The organism is Bradyrhizobium niftali (assembly GCF_004571025.1).
GTDB classification, from domain to species: Bacteria; Pseudomonadota; Alphaproteobacteria; order Rhizobiales; family Xanthobacteraceae; genus Bradyrhizobium; species Bradyrhizobium niftali.
The window spans coordinates 20,612-35,010 of sequence record NZ_SPQT01000007.1; the positions used below are offsets into that span (position 1 = coordinate 20,612).

14 protein-coding genes, 1 tRNA gene and 1 pseudogene are annotated in these 14,399 nt (G+C 64.4%); 9 read left to right on the top strand and 7 right to left on the bottom strand.

What is annotated here, in order from left to right:
- Positions 1-8: 8 nt before the first annotated feature.
- Complete coding sequence (locus E4K65_RS15040) at positions 9-812, bottom strand: enoyl-CoA hydratase-related protein (protein ID WP_135174840.1); 804 nt, start codon at positions 810-812, stop codon at positions 9-11.
- Positions 813-966: 154 nt separating this feature from the next.
- Between E4K65_RS15040 and E4K65_RS15045 the strand changes: the two genes are divergently transcribed.
- Positions 967-1,941 carry a ketopantoate reductase family protein gene (locus E4K65_RS15045; protein ID WP_135174841.1) on the top strand — a complete coding sequence of 325 codons (975 nt, stop codon included), beginning with the start codon at positions 967-969 and terminating at the stop codon, positions 1,939-1,941.
- A 3-nt stretch (positions 1,942-1,944) separates the two neighbouring features.
- Here E4K65_RS15045 and E4K65_RS15050 read toward each other — a convergent pair whose 3' ends face one another.
- On the bottom strand, positions 1,945-2,622 hold the full coding sequence (locus E4K65_RS15050; protein WP_135174842.1) for an alpha/beta hydrolase family protein: 678 nt from the start codon (positions 2,620-2,622) through the stop codon (positions 1,945-1,947).
- Positions 2,623-2,748: 126 nt separating this feature from the next.
- On the opposite strand from E4K65_RS15050, the gene E4K65_RS15055 reads away from it, so the two are divergent.
- The gene (locus tag E4K65_RS15055) at positions 2,749-3,894 is read left to right on the top strand and encodes an acyl-CoA dehydrogenase family protein (protein ID WP_135174843.1); all 1,146 of its coding nucleotides are present in this window, start codon (positions 2,749-2,751) and stop codon (positions 3,892-3,894) included.
- A 6-nt stretch (positions 3,895-3,900) separates the two neighbouring features.
- Here the strand turns inward: E4K65_RS15055 and E4K65_RS15060 are convergent.
- Positions 3,901-4,870, bottom strand: a pseudogene (locus tag E4K65_RS15060) (helix-turn-helix domain-containing protein).
- A gap of 151 nt (positions 4,871-5,021) precedes the next feature.
- Between E4K65_RS15060 and E4K65_RS15065 the strand changes: the two are divergent.
- Positions 5,022-5,747 (top strand): alpha/beta hydrolase, encoded by a 726-nt coding sequence (locus tag E4K65_RS15065; RefSeq protein WP_027545183.1) that lies wholly within the window; start codon positions 5,022-5,024, stop codon positions 5,745-5,747.
- A gap of 42 nt (positions 5,748-5,789) precedes the next feature.
- Here the strand turns inward: E4K65_RS15065 and E4K65_RS15070 are convergent, their stop codons facing one another.
- The gene (locus E4K65_RS15070) at positions 5,790-6,674 is read right to left on the bottom strand and encodes a LysR family transcriptional regulator (protein WP_135174844.1); all 885 of its coding nucleotides are present in this window, start codon (positions 6,672-6,674) and stop codon (positions 5,790-5,792) included.
- A gap of 104 nt (positions 6,675-6,778) precedes the next feature.
- On the opposite strand from E4K65_RS15070, the gene E4K65_RS15075 reads away from it, so the two are divergent.
- The 3 genes from E4K65_RS15075 to E4K65_RS15085 are packed head-to-tail and all read left to right on the top strand — an operon-like array spanning position 6,779 to position 8,284.
- Positions 6,779-7,207, top strand: a complete 429-nt coding sequence (locus E4K65_RS15075; RefSeq protein ID WP_135174845.1) for a DoxX family protein — start codon at positions 6,779-6,781, stop codon at positions 7,205-7,207.
- A 20-nt stretch (positions 7,208-7,227) separates the two neighbouring features.
- Positions 7,228-7,686, top strand: coding sequence for a DsrE family protein (locus E4K65_RS15080; protein ID WP_167770828.1), 459 nt, complete (start codon positions 7,228-7,230; stop codon positions 7,684-7,686).
- A complete protein-coding gene (locus tag E4K65_RS15085; protein WP_135174847.1) occupies positions 7,679-8,284 on the top strand; it encodes a TlpA family protein disulfide reductase in 606 nt (201 codons plus the stop codon). The genes E4K65_RS15080 and E4K65_RS15085 overlap by 8 nt, the downstream gene beginning before the upstream one ends.
- 5 nt (positions 8,285-8,289) lie before the next feature.
- Here the strand turns inward: E4K65_RS15085 and E4K65_RS15090 are convergent, their stop codons facing one another.
- Together E4K65_RS15090 and E4K65_RS15095 are read right to left on the bottom strand one after the other, a co-directional pair.
- Positions 8,290-9,429: an amidohydrolase/deacetylase family metallohydrolase gene (locus E4K65_RS15090; protein ID WP_135174848.1), complete on the bottom strand. Its 1,140-nt coding sequence runs from the start codon at positions 9,427-9,429 to the stop codon at positions 8,290-8,292.
- Between the two features lie 126 nt (positions 9,430-9,555).
- Positions 9,556-9,632: transfer RNA gene (locus tag E4K65_RS15095), tRNA-Arg, on the bottom strand.
- 142 nt (positions 9,633-9,774) lie between these two features.
- Between E4K65_RS15095 and E4K65_RS15100 the strand changes: the two genes are divergently transcribed.
- The 3 genes from E4K65_RS15100 (at position 9,775) to E4K65_RS15110 (ending at position 13,356) form a co-directional block, all read left to right on the top strand.
- On the top strand, positions 9,775-10,137 hold the full coding sequence (locus E4K65_RS15100) for a VOC family protein (RefSeq protein ID WP_135174849.1): 363 nt from the start codon (positions 9,775-9,777) through the stop codon (positions 10,135-10,137).
- Positions 10,138-10,252: 115 nt separating this feature from the next.
- On the top strand, positions 10,253-10,546 hold the full coding sequence (locus E4K65_RS15105) for a GYD domain-containing protein (protein WP_063980665.1): 294 nt from the start codon (positions 10,253-10,255) through the stop codon (positions 10,544-10,546).
- A gap of 356 nt (positions 10,547-10,902) precedes the next feature.
- Complete coding sequence (locus E4K65_RS15110) at positions 10,903-13,356, top strand: hypothetical protein (RefSeq protein ID WP_135174850.1); 2,454 nt, start codon at positions 10,903-10,905, stop codon at positions 13,354-13,356.
- A gap of 64 nt (positions 13,357-13,420) precedes the next feature.
- On the opposite strand, the gene E4K65_RS48200 is transcribed toward E4K65_RS15110, so the two are convergent.
- The gene (locus E4K65_RS48200; protein ID WP_209312065.1) at positions 13,421-14,365 is read right to left on the bottom strand and encodes a phosphatase PAP2 family protein; all 945 of its coding nucleotides are present in this window, start codon (positions 14,363-14,365) and stop codon (positions 13,421-13,423) included.
- Positions 14,366-14,399: the final 34 nt, after the last annotated feature.

The following is a 14,399-nucleotide window of genomic DNA, read 5'->3' on the forward strand; positions in this document are numbered from 1 at the left end:
GAGAACGCTTAGCCTGTCCCGCCACCCCACTTCGCCGCCCGCTTCTCGGCAAACGACGCCAGCCCCTCCGCGGCCTCCGCGCTCTGGCGCTTGACCGAATGCAAGTGCACGAGCCGCGCGTATGCCGCATCGTCCACGCCCATCCCGCCGAACGAGCTCTCCAGCGCGAGACGCTTGGTCTCGGCCATCGCCTCCGGTCCGTTGGCGAGCAATTGCTCGACCACCTTGGCGCCGGCGGCCTCCAGCTCGGCGAGCGGCACCACCTCGTGCACGAGGCCGATACGGCGGGCGTCTTCGGCGCCGAAGCGTTCGCCGGTCAGCGCGTAGCGGCGGACCTGCCGCACGCCGATGGCGTCGCAGAGCTGCGGGATGATGATCGCGGCCGTCAGGCCCCAGCGCACCTCCGTGATCGAGAACAGGGCATTGTCCGCCGCAATCACGACGTCGCAGGCCGCGATCACGCCGGTGCCGCCGCCAAAGCAGCCGCCCTGTACCAGCGCGACCGTCGGGATCGGCAGCGTGTTGAGCCGCTGCACGGCCTCGAACGTCGCCCGGGACGCCGCCTCGTTGGCCTCGGTCGATTGCGGCCGCACGCCGTTGATCCATTTGAGGTCGGCGCCGGCCTGGAAATGCTTGCCGTTGCCCTTGAGGACCACGACCCGCAGATTGGGTTTCTTGCCGAGATCGTCCATGGCCGCGAGCACGCCGGCGATCAGCGCGCCGTCATAGGCGTTGTTGACCTCAGGCCGGTTCAACGTGACGGTCGCAACCCCACGCGCATCAAGGGTCCACAGGACGGGGCTGGCAGTCATCGGCGATCCTCCGGTCGTTTGCTTGGCGCACACTATGGCCGAGGCAGCGCATCCCGATCCATATGTTTCCGGCGTAGGGCGGCCGCGTCCATCGCATGGCGGCTTGTGTCATGCTGTCGCCTGACGGCACCAAGGGATCAGGAACGGGACATCTATGCGCATCTGCATTTTCGGCGCGGGCGCCGTCGGCAGCCACATCGCGGTCAGGCTGGCACGCGCCGGCCATGAGGTGTCATGCGTGATGCGGGGGGCGCATCTGGAGGCGGCGCGCGCGGGCGGCCTGAAGCTGCGCGTCGGTGATTCCGAGGTCACCGCCAAGGTGAACGCATCAGGGGATCCCGCCCAGCTCGGCCCGCAGGACGTGGTGATCAGCACGCTGAAGGCCACCGCGCTTCAGGGACTGGTCTCCAGCATCAAACCGCTGCTGCAAGACGACACCGCGATCGTGTTCGCGCAGAACGGCATTCCCTGGTGGTACGGCATCGGCCTGCCGCCGCGGCATCCCACCCCGCCGGACATCTCCTTCCTCGATCCGGGCGGCCGTCTGCGCGCCTGCATCCCGAAGGAGCGGATCATCGGCGGCGTGGTCTTCTCCTCCAACGAGGTGATCGCGCCCGGCGTGGTGCAGAACCTCACACCGGACCGCAACCGCCTGCTGATCGGCGAATGCGACGACCGCAATTGCGAGCGCATCACGAAACTCCGCGGCGTCCTCAACGATGCGCGACTGGAATCGCCGCCGGTGGCCGAGATCCGCGAGGCGATCTGGTCAAAGCTGCTGACCAACATGTCGTTGTCGGTGCTGTGCCTGCTGACCGGCCAGACCGCGCGCGGCGTGCGCGACGACCCTGCGTTCGCCGAAGTCATCCCGCGCATGCTGAACGAGGCCAACGACATCGCCCAACACTTCATTCCCGAGGTGAAGCGCGTGACGCGCAGCGGCCCCGCCCCCAACCACAAACCGTCGCTGCTCCAGGATTACGAGCTCGGCCGCGCCATGGAGATCGACGTGCTGGTGAAGGCACCCGCCGCCTTCGCGCGCACCGGCGGCCTGTCGACGCCGACGCTCGACCTGATCGCCGCGTTGGCGATCCAGAAGGCGCGCGACAAGGGGCTTTATTCCGCCTGAGCTTCAGGCGACCCCGTCGATCCAGGCTGCGAGCGCGTCGAGCACCTCGGTAAGCGCCTCGTCGTTGGTCCGGCCGGACTTTTTCAGCACCGCGAAGGAGTGATCGCCGCCTTCGACCTCGTGCAGCGTTGCCTTCGGACCGAGCGCATCGATCACGGGCTTGAGGAGGCCGAGATCGGCAAGCCCGTCGCGCGTGCCTTGCAGGAACAGCATGGGGATTGCGATGGCAGCGAGGTGCTCGGCGCGCTCCGTCGACGGCTTTTTGTCGGCGTGCAGGGGAAAGCCGAGGAAGGCGAGCCCTTTGACATCCGGCAATGGAGCCTTGGACTGCGCCTGCGACGTCATCCGCCCGCCGAAGGACTTGCCACCGGCGACGAGCGTCACGCCGGGGCACAGCCGCGCCGCCTCCACGACCGCTGCGCGGATGGCGGCGTGCGCGACCGCCGGCTGGTCGGGACGTCCCAGCTTCTTTTCCATGTAGGGAAAATTGAAGCGGAAGGTCGCGATGCCACGGTTCGCGAGGCCCTCAGCGACCTTCTCCATGAAGGAATGCCGCATGTCGGCACCGGCGCCGTGTGCCAGCACATAACAGGCGCGGGCATTGGCCGGCTGCGTCAGGATCGCCGAGACCGTGCCGATGCGTTCGATGTCGAGCTTGAGCTCTTGAGTTTTGGTCGCCACAATCAGCCATCCCGACAGACGCTACTCCGGCCGCCTTGGTAGCGTCACCGGCGCAGCCTGAAAACACAATAATTGTCGCCGCCGGCCAACCTACCAAGCCGGAATACCGCATCAACCGAGGTAACCATGTCCTACCGCTCCTCCTGGATGACCGAAGAGCTCGACGTCTTTCGCGACCAGTTCCGGAAGTATCTTGCCAAGGACCTGGCGCCGCATGCCGAAAAATGGCGCGAGCAGAAGATGGTCGACCGCTTCGCCTGGCGCGGGCTCGGCGAGATGGGTGCGCTGCTGGCGAGCGTGCCGGAGGAATATGGCGGCCTGGGCGCAACCTTCGCCTATGACGCCGCCGTGCTGGATGATCTCGAGAGCACCGTGCCGGAGTTGACGACCGGCGTCTCCGTGCACAGCGCCATCGTCGCCCACTACATCCTCAACTACGGCTCGGAGGAGCAGAAGAAGCGCTGGCTGCCGAAGATGGCGAGCGGCGAGATGGTCGGCGCCATCGCCATGACCGAGCCCGGCACCGGCTCGGACCTCCAGGCCGTCAAGACCACCGCGAAGAAGCAGGGCAATTCCTACGTCATCAACGGCCAGAAGACTTTCATCACCAACGGCCAGGCCGCCGATCTCGTCATCGTCGTCGCGCGCACCGGCGAACAAGGGGCCAAGGGCATTTCGCTGATCGTGGTCGAGACGTCAGGCGCGGACGGTTACAAGCGCGGGCGCAACCTCGACAAGATCGGCCTGCATGCCTCCGATACGTCAGAGCTATTCTTCGACAATGTGCAGGTAGCCCCAGAAAACCTGCTCGGCAAGGAGGAAGGCCAGGGCTTCGTCCAGCTGATGCAGCAATTGCCGCAGGAGCGTCTCGCGCTCGCGGTCGGCGCCGTCGCCTCGATGGAGCGCGCCGTCAAGCTCACCACCGAGTACACCAAGGAACGGAAGGCCTTCGGCAAGCCGCTGATGGATTTCCAGAACACCGCCTTCACGCTCGCCGAGCGCAAGACCGAGGCGATGATCGCGCGCGTCTTCGTCGACTGGTGCATCGAGCGCCTGGTCGACAAAGACCTCGACACGGTGACGGCCTCGATGGCGAAATATTGGTGCTCGGACAAGCAGGTCCAGACCGCCGACGAATGCCTCCAGCTGTTCGGCGGCTACGGCTACATGCAGGAATACCCGATCTCGCGCATCTTCATCGATGCCCGCATCCAGAAGATCTACGGCGGCACCAACGAGATCATGAAGCTGCTGATCGCAAGGTCGCTGTAGCGCTGCTCAGCCCGCGCGCCAGTCGCGCGGCCGGCAGCCGAAGCGCTGCTTGAAGCGCCGGGTGAAGTGGGAGAGGTCCGAGAAGCCCCAGTCGAACGCAATGGCGCCGATCGCGCGGCCGCAGAGCGCCGGATCCTTCAGGTCGGCCGCCGCGCCGACGAGGCGGCGATCCATCACATAGTCCGAGAACGTCGTGCCGGAGCGCTCGAACAGCTTGTGCACGTAGCGCTCGCTGATGCCGACCGCGCCGGCGACCGCCGCGACCGTCAATCCCGGCTCGCGCAGCCGCTCGTGAATGGCGCGGCGCAGCGCCAGCACGGTGGCGTCCGCAAAACTTGCGGCTTCCGCCGTCTGCGCCCGCGAGCGGCGCGACAGGCTGAGCGCAACGAGATCGAGCAGCACGTCGAACAGCCGAACGCTGTCCTCTTCCGTCATCCGCAATGCGCCGGCGTTCAGGGAGCGCGCGGTCTCGACGATGAGGTGACCGACATGGGGATCGTCGGACACGCGCTCGGCCCTGAAATCGAATGACGGCGGCAGCCGGTCGCGCAAGGCACGCGACGGCACCCAGAACGAAGCGACCTCCAGCGTCGGGCCGCGATCGTGCAACAGCGTCACCTCGCGGTCGCTGTCGACGATGCCGACCTGGCCGCGCGACAAGCTGACCCTGCAGCATGCGGCAACGTCCGGCGAGCTTGAAGTTGAGATAGAAACAGCTGTCGCGCGATGCCGCGATATCGGCACGCGAACGATTCACGGTGTGCTCGGGAAACATCACCCGGTTGATCGCGCCGGCGCCGAGCCCGATCGTCTCCACCTTGGCCGGGAAGCGCGACGTCGTCGCCGATTCCGGCGTCAGGTTCATGAAGGCCTGGCAGATCGCCTCGCGGTAGTAGGAAAACTGCTCGTCCGGCCGGGTCTCCGCGGTGTTCCAGATCGCGTGCCGCGGCCGGCTCATAGAATTGACCTGCTCCATCAGTTCGCTCCGAGACCAATCCGGTTCAGCGCCAGACAAGCGCGCGGCATCCCGGCCGGTTCAATATGGCGGCAACAACGACAAAGACCGGCGTTCAGCCGGCAAGGCCATCGCCCCGCCAATCTAACCAGCCTTCCGAGGGAGCTACAATATGTCGACCTACGTTCTCGTTCACGGCGCCTGGCACACCGGTGCCGAGCTCGAACCGGTCGCAGCGCCGATCCGGGCCGCCGGCCATCAGGTCCACCTCCCGACCATCAAGGGCAACCGCCCGGGCGATGCCAAGACGACGGGGCTGAAGGAGGCGATCCAGTCGATTGCCGACTACCTCGCCGAAAACAACCTGACGGACGTGATCCTGCTCGGCCACTCCTATGGCGGCATGGTCATCACCGGCGTTGCCGACCTCGTGCCGGAGCGCATCCGCCGCCTCGTCTACTGGAACGCCTTCGTGCCCAACAATGGCGAGTCGCTCAACGACATGGTGCCGCCGCACTATATCGGGCTGTTCGACATGATCGCGGCCGAGCGCGGCGACGGCTCGGTGGTGCTCCCGTTCCCGATCTGGCGCGAGGCCTTCATCAACGACGCCGATCTCGAACTGGCGCAGCGCGCCTACGACATTCTCAATCCGCATCCGCTGAAGACCTTCAGCGACAAGATTGCGCTGAAGACCAATCCGGCGGAGATGCCGCTGGCAAAATCCTACATCAACTGCACCGAAGACACCGCGCTGCCGCACGGCTATCCCTGGCATCCACGGCTGTCGGAGAAGCTCGGCCTGTTCCGCCTCGTGCAGGTGCCGGGGAGCCACGAACTGTGCTTCTCCGATCCGGCACGCCTTGCCAGGGCGATCATGGAGGCAGGACGCGACTGACTGGCCGTTCCAGGCGTTTGATCCCGCTGTCGCTGTAGCCGCTCACCTCATCCGCTTGTCGGCGGCGACGAAGTCGATGAAGGTCCTCACCTTCGCGGAGAGGTATTTGCGGCTCGGATAGACCGCGAACAGGCGCCCGTCGAAGATGATGTCGTCGGGCAGGATGTGCACGAGCCGACCGGCGGCGATGTCGTCGGTGACAAGCCATTTCGGCAGGAAGGCGAAGCCCATGCCTTCCAGCGCGGCCACGTGCAGCAGCGTCTCGTTGCCGCTGCGCAGGACCGGGTTGAGCTTGACGGTCTCGACCGTGCCGTTCCTGTTCAGGGAAAAGCTCTCGCCCGGATAGAGCGCGTAGTGCAGCAGCGCCTGGCCGGCAAGATCGGCGAACTTCGCCGGGCGTCCGGCGCGCTTGAGGAACGCAGGGGCTGCAACCAACAAGAACGGGACCTTGGTGATGGGACGCGCGATCAGCGCCTCGTCCGGCGTGCCGGTCGCGCGCAACGCGAGATCGAATCCCTCCTCGACCAGATTGACCAGCCGCCCGCTGAGATCGACGTCGAGGCACACCTCCGGATAGCGGGCCTGGTAATCCGCCAGCACGCCCGCGAAGATCGCATTCGCCATCCACACCGGCGCGGTCAGCCGCAACGTGCCGCGCGGAACGACCGTCGCCTTGCTGACGGCGGCCTCGACCTCGTCGAGCGAATCCAGCATCTGCCGCGCCTGCTCGAAATAGAGCGCGCCGCTCTCGCTCAGGCTGACCCGCCGGCTGGTGCGGTTGAGCAGCCGCGTGCCCAGCCGCTTCTCGAGCTGCATCACGTGCTTGCTCGCCATGGCGGGAGAAATGCGCAGGCGCTGCGCCGCGGTCGCAAAGCTCTTCAGCTCCGCGACCAGGCAGAACACCCTCATACTGACCAGCGAATCCATAAAATCATCAACACCCAGGAAATGAATCAATCCTGGAACGCATAATGATCAAATAATGCGAAACCATCAAATGGTGGCAATCCTCACATCCTGGAGACCCCACCATGTCCGCCACCACCTTCGAGACCCCCACCCCGGGCCGCGCCCTTCGTATCGGCCTCTGGGCCGCACAGGGCCTGATCTTCTTCGTGTTCACCTCGGCCGGGCTGGTCAAGCTGCTCACGCCTATCCCTCAGCTGGCCGCGATGATGCCGTGGGCCGGGCAGTATTCCGAAACCTTCGTCCGAATCATCGGGCTGATCGACCTCGCCGGCGGGATCGGCATCCTGCTTCCGGCCCTGACGCGGATCCTGCCGCGGCTGACGGTGCTGGCCGCGCTGGGCTGCACGGTGTTGCAGGTGTTCGCGCTCGCCTTCCACCTCTCGCGCGGCGAGGCCGATGTCACGCTGCTCAATGTCGTCCTGCTTACGCTCAGCCTGTTCGTGTTGTGGGGACGCGGCCGCAAGGCGCCGATCGCGCCGCGTCAGTTCTGAGCGGCAGGAACACCGCCGCCATGATCTCAGCCAATGGATGGTCCCGGAGGGGCCTGCTCGCAGGCACCGCGATCCTCACCGCGGGCGGCGCCTCCGCCAGGGAGAACCGTCTCGCCGACGGCGTCGTGATCCTGATCGACAGCAACGAGCCCTATGTCATGGGACATGCGATCAGCTACTCGGCGAACCTCGCAAAGCACTTCGCCGACAAGGGCGCGCGATTGCTGATCGAGGTCGTCGCCAACGGCAAGGGCATCGACGTCTTCCGGGCCGACAAGACCCCGCTGGTCGAGCCGCTCGCGACGCTGCGGCAGTCGGTGCCCAATCTCACCTACAGCATGTGCGCGTCGTCAAAGGCGATCGCGGAAGCCAAGGAGCAGGTCTCGATTCCGCTGATCGCGGGCGCGAGTCTTGTCCCGTTCGGTATCGGGCGCGTGGTCGATCTGCAACTGACGGGCTGGGCCTATATCCATGCGTGAGAAGCCCCGCGCGCGAGGCGCGATACTATCGAGGCGCGCGCTGCTGATGGCCGCGCCTGCGATCCTTGCCCCTCCGCGCGCAAGCCGCGCGCAGGGCGGCGATCCCGCCTGGCCGCCGGTGTTCGAGGCCGGCCGCAGCCAGTTTACCGTCGTGCGGCCTCGCGCAACGATGCCACAGCTCAGGCTCCAGGACGTGCAGGGAAAAGACGTTGTGCTGACAGCACGGCCGGGCCGGATCACGCTCGTCAATTTCTGGGCGACGTGGTGCGCGGCCTGCCGGCTCGATCTGCCTGTACTCGCAAGCCTCGCGGGATCGCGGCCGGACCGGCTCGACGTCGTCGCGATCTGCACCGACACGAAGGACCTGCGCAAGATCCGCGCGTTCCTCGGCGGTCTCGCCGTGCAAAACCTCGCCTGCTACGTCGATGCGTATGCCACGGCGGCGGAAGCCTCAGCCTCGGTCTTCCCGCTCGTCGGCATGCCCGTGACCTATCTGGTCGGCGCGAGCAATCACGTCGAGGGTTACATCACCGGCGCACCCGACTGGCTCTCGCCGGCGGGCGCGCGGTTACTGCAATTCTATCGCGAGCAAGCCTGATCCGCTCAATTCGGATGCCACCAGCGGCCGCCGATGACCACGCCTTCGGACGCGATCTTGCTGTTACCGATCAGGTGCTCGCCGACGACGTCCTCATAGTCGAACTGGCCCTGCCTGATCGAGATCAGCGTGGCGTCGCCGACGCAGCCCGGCTTGAGGCTGCCGAGCTCGGGGCGCCGCAGCGCCATCGCCGCGTTCACCGTCGAGGCGGCGACCACATCGGACAGCTCCATGCCCATGCACAAGAACTTCGACATGGTCGTCACCTGGTCGAAGGCCGGGCCATCGATGCAGAGCTGATGGATGTCGGAGGAGATGGTGTCCGGATAGAAGCCGTTGGCGAGCATTGCGCGCGCGGTCTTGAAGGCGAACGAGCCCTTGCCGTGGCCGATATCGAACAGCACGCCGCGCTCGCGTGCATCCAGCACCGCCTTCTTCACCGTGCCTTGCGCCGTCGCCGGCGTGTTGGGGAAGGGACGGAACGCATGGGTCAGCACGTCGCCTGGACGGAGGCGCGCCAGCACCTCCTCATAGCTCGGGGGCGGATGGTCGATATGCGCCATCAGGGGCATGCCGACCTCGTTCGCGACCTCGAGCGCGATGTCGAGCGGCACGACCCCTGAGGTACCCGAGGAATGCAAGCCGACGCGCACCTTGATGCCGACGATGAGGTCGCGGTTGGCATCGGCGACCTTGGCCGCCTCGATCGGATTCATCAGCCGCAACTCCTCACTCTCGCCGACCATGATCCGGTGCGAGAAGCCGAAGATGCCGGCATGCGAGACGTGCAGATAAGCGAGGATGCGGACCTGGCTCGGCTCGATCACATGCTTGCGAAAGCCAGCGAAATTGCCGGGCCCCGCGCTGCCGGTGTCCACCGCCGTGGTGACGCCGGAGAGGCGGCAGAATTCCTCGGCGTCGATGCCGAGCGAGGTGCCGCCCCAATAGACATGGGTGTGCAGATCGATCAGCCCCGGGGTCACGATGAGCTGCGAGACGTCGCGCACCTCCGTAGCAGGATCGGCCTTCAGCCCGCTGCCGATCGCCGCGACCTTGCCGCCGGCAAAGGCGACATCGGTCACGGCGTCGAGCTTCTGGGACGGGTCGACCACACGGCCGCCGCGCAGGATCAAGTCGAAAGGCATCATGGTCTCCGGATAGGGCAGTAAGGCGCGGCCGACATGTCGGCGAGGCCAGGAGGGAAGTCTGTTGCCTGTAGCAAGTTTTGCGCCGAAGAGCCCGCCAAATAGCGGCCATTGCCCATGACAAAATGGCGATCCCGGGAAGACTCGAACTTCCGACCTACGGTTTAGGAAACCGTCGCTCTATCCGGCTGAGCTACGGGACCGCGGAACCCGCAGGTGCGGGTTCGGCCCCCTCATACCAGAGCAGGATACGGTTCGCCAGCCGCAAGGCGGGCCGGATCATCGTCAAGCTGAACAAGGCGGCTGTACAATCGCGCCCAGGTCCCTCTCGGCGGAGCAGCTCACATGATCGAAAGCATCAGCGCCATCACGCTCGGCACGCATGACATGGGGCGCGCCGTGCACTTCTACCGTTCGCTGGGGTTCGAGCTCCTGTATGGCGGCGAAGCCGCTGCATTCACCAGCTTTCGCGCCGGCACCGGCTATCTCAACCTGACGGCGCAGCCGGACGACAAGCGCTGGTCTTGGTGGGGCCGCATCATCTTCTACGTCGACAACGTCGACGGGACCTACGAGCGCGCACGCGCAGCCGGATGCCAGCCTTCGACCGCGCCGCGCGATGCAGAATGGGGTGAGCGCTACTTCCATCTCACCGACCCCGACGGCCATGAGCTCAGTTTCGCGCGGCCGTTGTCCCGACCGAATTAGTCACATCCGCTGACGTTCCCAACGCGCAAGTAGCGCTATCTCAGCCGCCGTGGCAAGCTCAGTGCGGTTGCCTCAAGCGAGAATTGTATCTGGGTTCTAACCAGGGAGGACGACCATGGTAACCTATGTCGTGCTGGGAAGCTTCACTGATCAGGGAGTCCGCAACGTCAAGGACTCGCCGAAGCGGGCCGACGCCTTCAAGGAGATGGCCAAAACGTTCGGCGTGACGGTGAAAGAGATCGTCTGGACGCAGGGACGATATGACGTTGTAACCGTTCTCGAGGCTCCAGATGAGGCTGCCGCGATGTCGCTGAGCCTTAGTCTCAGCGCGCTCGGCAACGTCCGCACCGAAACGCTGCGCGCGTTTTCGGCGGCAGATATGACAAAGATCGTCGGCAAGATGCTCTGACGCTCAAGCCAGCGCGAGCGCAATGGACCCGGGATGCCAATCCCGGGAAGAGATTTCTTAGGCCTTGGCCGCGCGGGGAAACTGTCGCTCTATCCGGCTGAGCTGAAGGACCGCGGAATCCGCGAGGCAGGTTCGATCCCCCCTCGCAACGGAGCGTGATGCGGACCGCCATGCGGCGAAACGAGCCATCCGGTACGTGGCCCGAGGAGATGGCAAACGAAATCAACAGTGATTCCAGTGGCATCCGCTGCCCCTTCTCCGCAGCTCCGGCGGGAGAAGGACGCTTGCCTCGCGCAATGGTCAAGGGCATGCTCGGGCTCCGTCGTGCCGGAGATCGAGACCCCTTGAGGTGAGCTATGAATCTTCCGCGAGAACCAGATCTTCTGATTGAGAAGGATGCGGACGGGGTTATTCGTGAGCTGCGCCATCTGCAAACGCCGGCGGTGGCCGACCCTGACGTGTCAGCGAAGCGAGCAGCGTTCGAGTATCTGAGGCTGGCGTCCCACACCGACCCGCCTTTGCTGCCGCTCAGCGACGACGATTTGGACCACCTTGACCACACGACCGACTCCAACGAACCAGGGCGATCCAGCAAATCAAGATTTCGATGGTCGCAGCCGCGCGAACTGAAGCGCAATGGCGGGATCGAGACGACGGTCGTTTGGTGTCAGCAAACAATTCCGATCAAGGTCGGGGGTACTGACTTCATCCCCGATGTTCGGGGTGGCAGCATACGTCTCGTCGCACACTACGGGCGGCAGACCGGCCGATGGCAAATCACCAGTGCCCGATCAACGTTACTTATGCATGCCAATCTGTCGATCAAACCGGGCTTCGTGGAAAGGGCGTTTCGCCGTTTCGATCCGGAGTGGGCCGACAGCCTTCCCGCGGAACTGATTTCGGACTGGCTCGGCCCTGTTCTGGGCTTTGTGTCGCCGGACGCAATCGCAGATGGACAGCTCGTTGCGTATCATCGAAGCGGGCCCAGCATCGCGTACGAGGATGGCGGGCTTGGCTTGGCGGCTGCCGCCACCGTTTTCATGCCGATGGCGAGCGGCGACTCCATTGCGCACCAGGTCCTCTTTGATCCTCTCGAAGCCAGGCTTATCCGCAAGGCCCCGATCGCGTCGGCTTGCGCTGGATATGCCTTCCTCAGTGACCCTGCCAGCAAGACAGGCGGCTTCAAGCTGCGCCCCGACAGCGTCGCCGACTTGCTCGATCACGAGCGCGATCCAGTCGGATTGCTAGATCTCGATCACGCCGGTGGCGGGCGTCGGAAGCTGTCGGGGCCGCGCGTGAGGGTGCTCACGCCGGCGGCGCTGGGTGCTGACTATGATCCGCCGGTGCAGCGGCCTCCCTTCGCCTTCACGGCTCGAACCAACGAGTTCGCCGCGGTCAGCGCCTACTGTCATTGCGATTCAATGATGCAACTGGTCCAGGGATTCGGGTTTGTTCTGAAGGATTATTTTGGAAAGGTTGCACTACCGTTGACCGTCGAACATCGAGCCAAGATGTTGACGGGCCCGGGAGCCCATGACGGCCGCGGCATCAATGCCTATGTGACCCCGTTCCGCCCCGACCAAACGGCGACAGAGTGGGACGTCAGGATGTTGTTCGGGCTTGCGGATTTCGCGGACACTTGGAAGCACCCTCTTGGGCTTGTCGCCGACGTGCGCTTCGTCTGGCATGAGTTCTGCCACGTCCTGATCCTGGCTGCGACTGGCTCGACCGAATTCGACTTCGCGCACAGCGCCGGTGACGCGCTCGGCGCGATCATGTGTGATCCGGCATCAAAGCTCCCGAAGACGTGGCGAGGCGTGACGTTCCCCTTCATCCAGCTGCCGTTGCGGCGCCACGACCGTGACGTCAAGAAAGGGTGGGGTTGGAACGGCACTCTGTACGAGAAACCCAATCCGACCTACGGGCCGCGCGATCCCGCCGGCTACAACTCCGAGCAGATCCTGTCGACCACCCTGTTCCAGCTCTATCTCGCCGCTGGCGGCGATGCGGTTCGCGCCGACGAGGCGCCGGATGTCGACGCCCGGTCGGCGACTGCATACTACATTGCTTACCTCATCGTACGCGCGATCGCGTCGCTCGGTTCCGTCGCGACGCAGCCGACCCGCGCGGCGAGCCAGTTCGCCACAGCCTTGATGGACGCTGATGTCGGCACACCTTATCTCGACTACGACGGATCGAGGCGGCTGGGCGGAATGCTTCACAAGGTTGTCCGCTGGGCTTTTGAGCAACAAGGTCTTTATCAGACGTCTTCGCCCGGCCAGAACACGCCGGGCAGCGCACCGCCGATTGACATCTACGTCGATGACGGCCGTGGCGGGCAATACAAATACTGCAACCACTGGCACGCACTCCCTGCTGTTTTCTGGGTCCGCAACGCCGCGGACGGCCAGTCGGACGATCAGACGCCGCGCCCGGGCTATGTGAACTATGTCTACGTCAAACTTGGGAATCGCGGCGCCCAGATCGCAACCGCGGCATCGGTGGATGTTTTCACAGCCGTCGGCAACTATGCAGACACTTGGGATGCCCAATCGGGCCAGTGGTCGCCAGTGAACCGAACCAATACGATGGATGTATCACCCGGTGAACCATCCGCGATCTTTGGGCCGTTTGAGTGGACTCCACAGGCAGGAAAGAGAAACGCTTTGCTCGTCCGCGCGATGGTCGAAGGCGACCGCAGCAACATCGATGCGGGGTCCACCCTGCCGTGCGCTACCGGTCCCGTGGTCGTCGCGGACCTTGTCCGCGCCGACAACAATCTCGGTTATCGGGAGTGGACCCTCTCGTAGAGCTTGCGCCGATCTGGACCGGCGTTGCCTCAAGATAGACGGTCATCACCTCTCGCAATGCCACCTAAACCGGAGCGATGGCAGGGGCTATTGCTACTGGTTGGCCCCACTCTTTCTTGGCCTCTTCGAACAGCTCTTTGATCTTGGAGCCGGTAGGCAGGGCCATGATCTTTGCCTTGCACTTTTCGGCAATGAACTTTCCTGCCTCGGTGTCGCTTCGATAGTGCACCCCCGCTCGCTCGCGGTTTAATGCGACTCTTTCAGCAAGCCATTCGAGCTCATACGTGTAGGCAGGCGCTACTTCCTCGAGGAATAGCGACATGAGCCAGCTCTGCAGAGAATGTCCGCTTGGAAACGAGGCGTGCGCCGGCGGGCCGAATTCCGGCAGCAGGCCTGGACACACGAACGATGGCCGCGGTCGCTTGTAGTGGTACTTGTAGAAGGACGCAACGATCTGGCCGATCCGTACCGCAAGATTCATCACCACCAGCGTATGGTGGTGCTCACGATTGTTGACGGCCATTAGACTCACCCAATAGCCGGGCGCGTTGTCATGCTGCGCCAAGATTTCCACCATGTAGCGCTCGCGATCGGTTTGCATAAGCTGCTGGAGCTGGATGATCTCGCCGCTGACAAACTTCTCGAAGTTCGCATAGCTGTTCGGGTCCCAATGGAGCAACTCGGGACGCTGCGCGACAATCTCTGCATCGATCTTGTCCCAATCGGTGCCTCTTATGAACTCCGTGATGTACAGCAGACAGAGGACGTCGGGATCCCACGGTCCGACCCTGTCTTTCCAGCATTCCTTAGGCAGCAATTGGTCCGGGAAACTCGGATCGGCATTCGGCCCAAGGTCGTATTGCAGGGTCAGGGGTCGGAAGCCGAGCTCGGGTGGCGTGGCGCCGAAGGCCATGCCCATGCCCATGCCCATCCCCATACCCATACCCATCCCCATGCCCATGCCCATGCCCATACCCATACCCATACCCATTCCCATGCCCATTCCCATGTGATCCTCCAGAGCTGCCGCTACAGAACCTTTT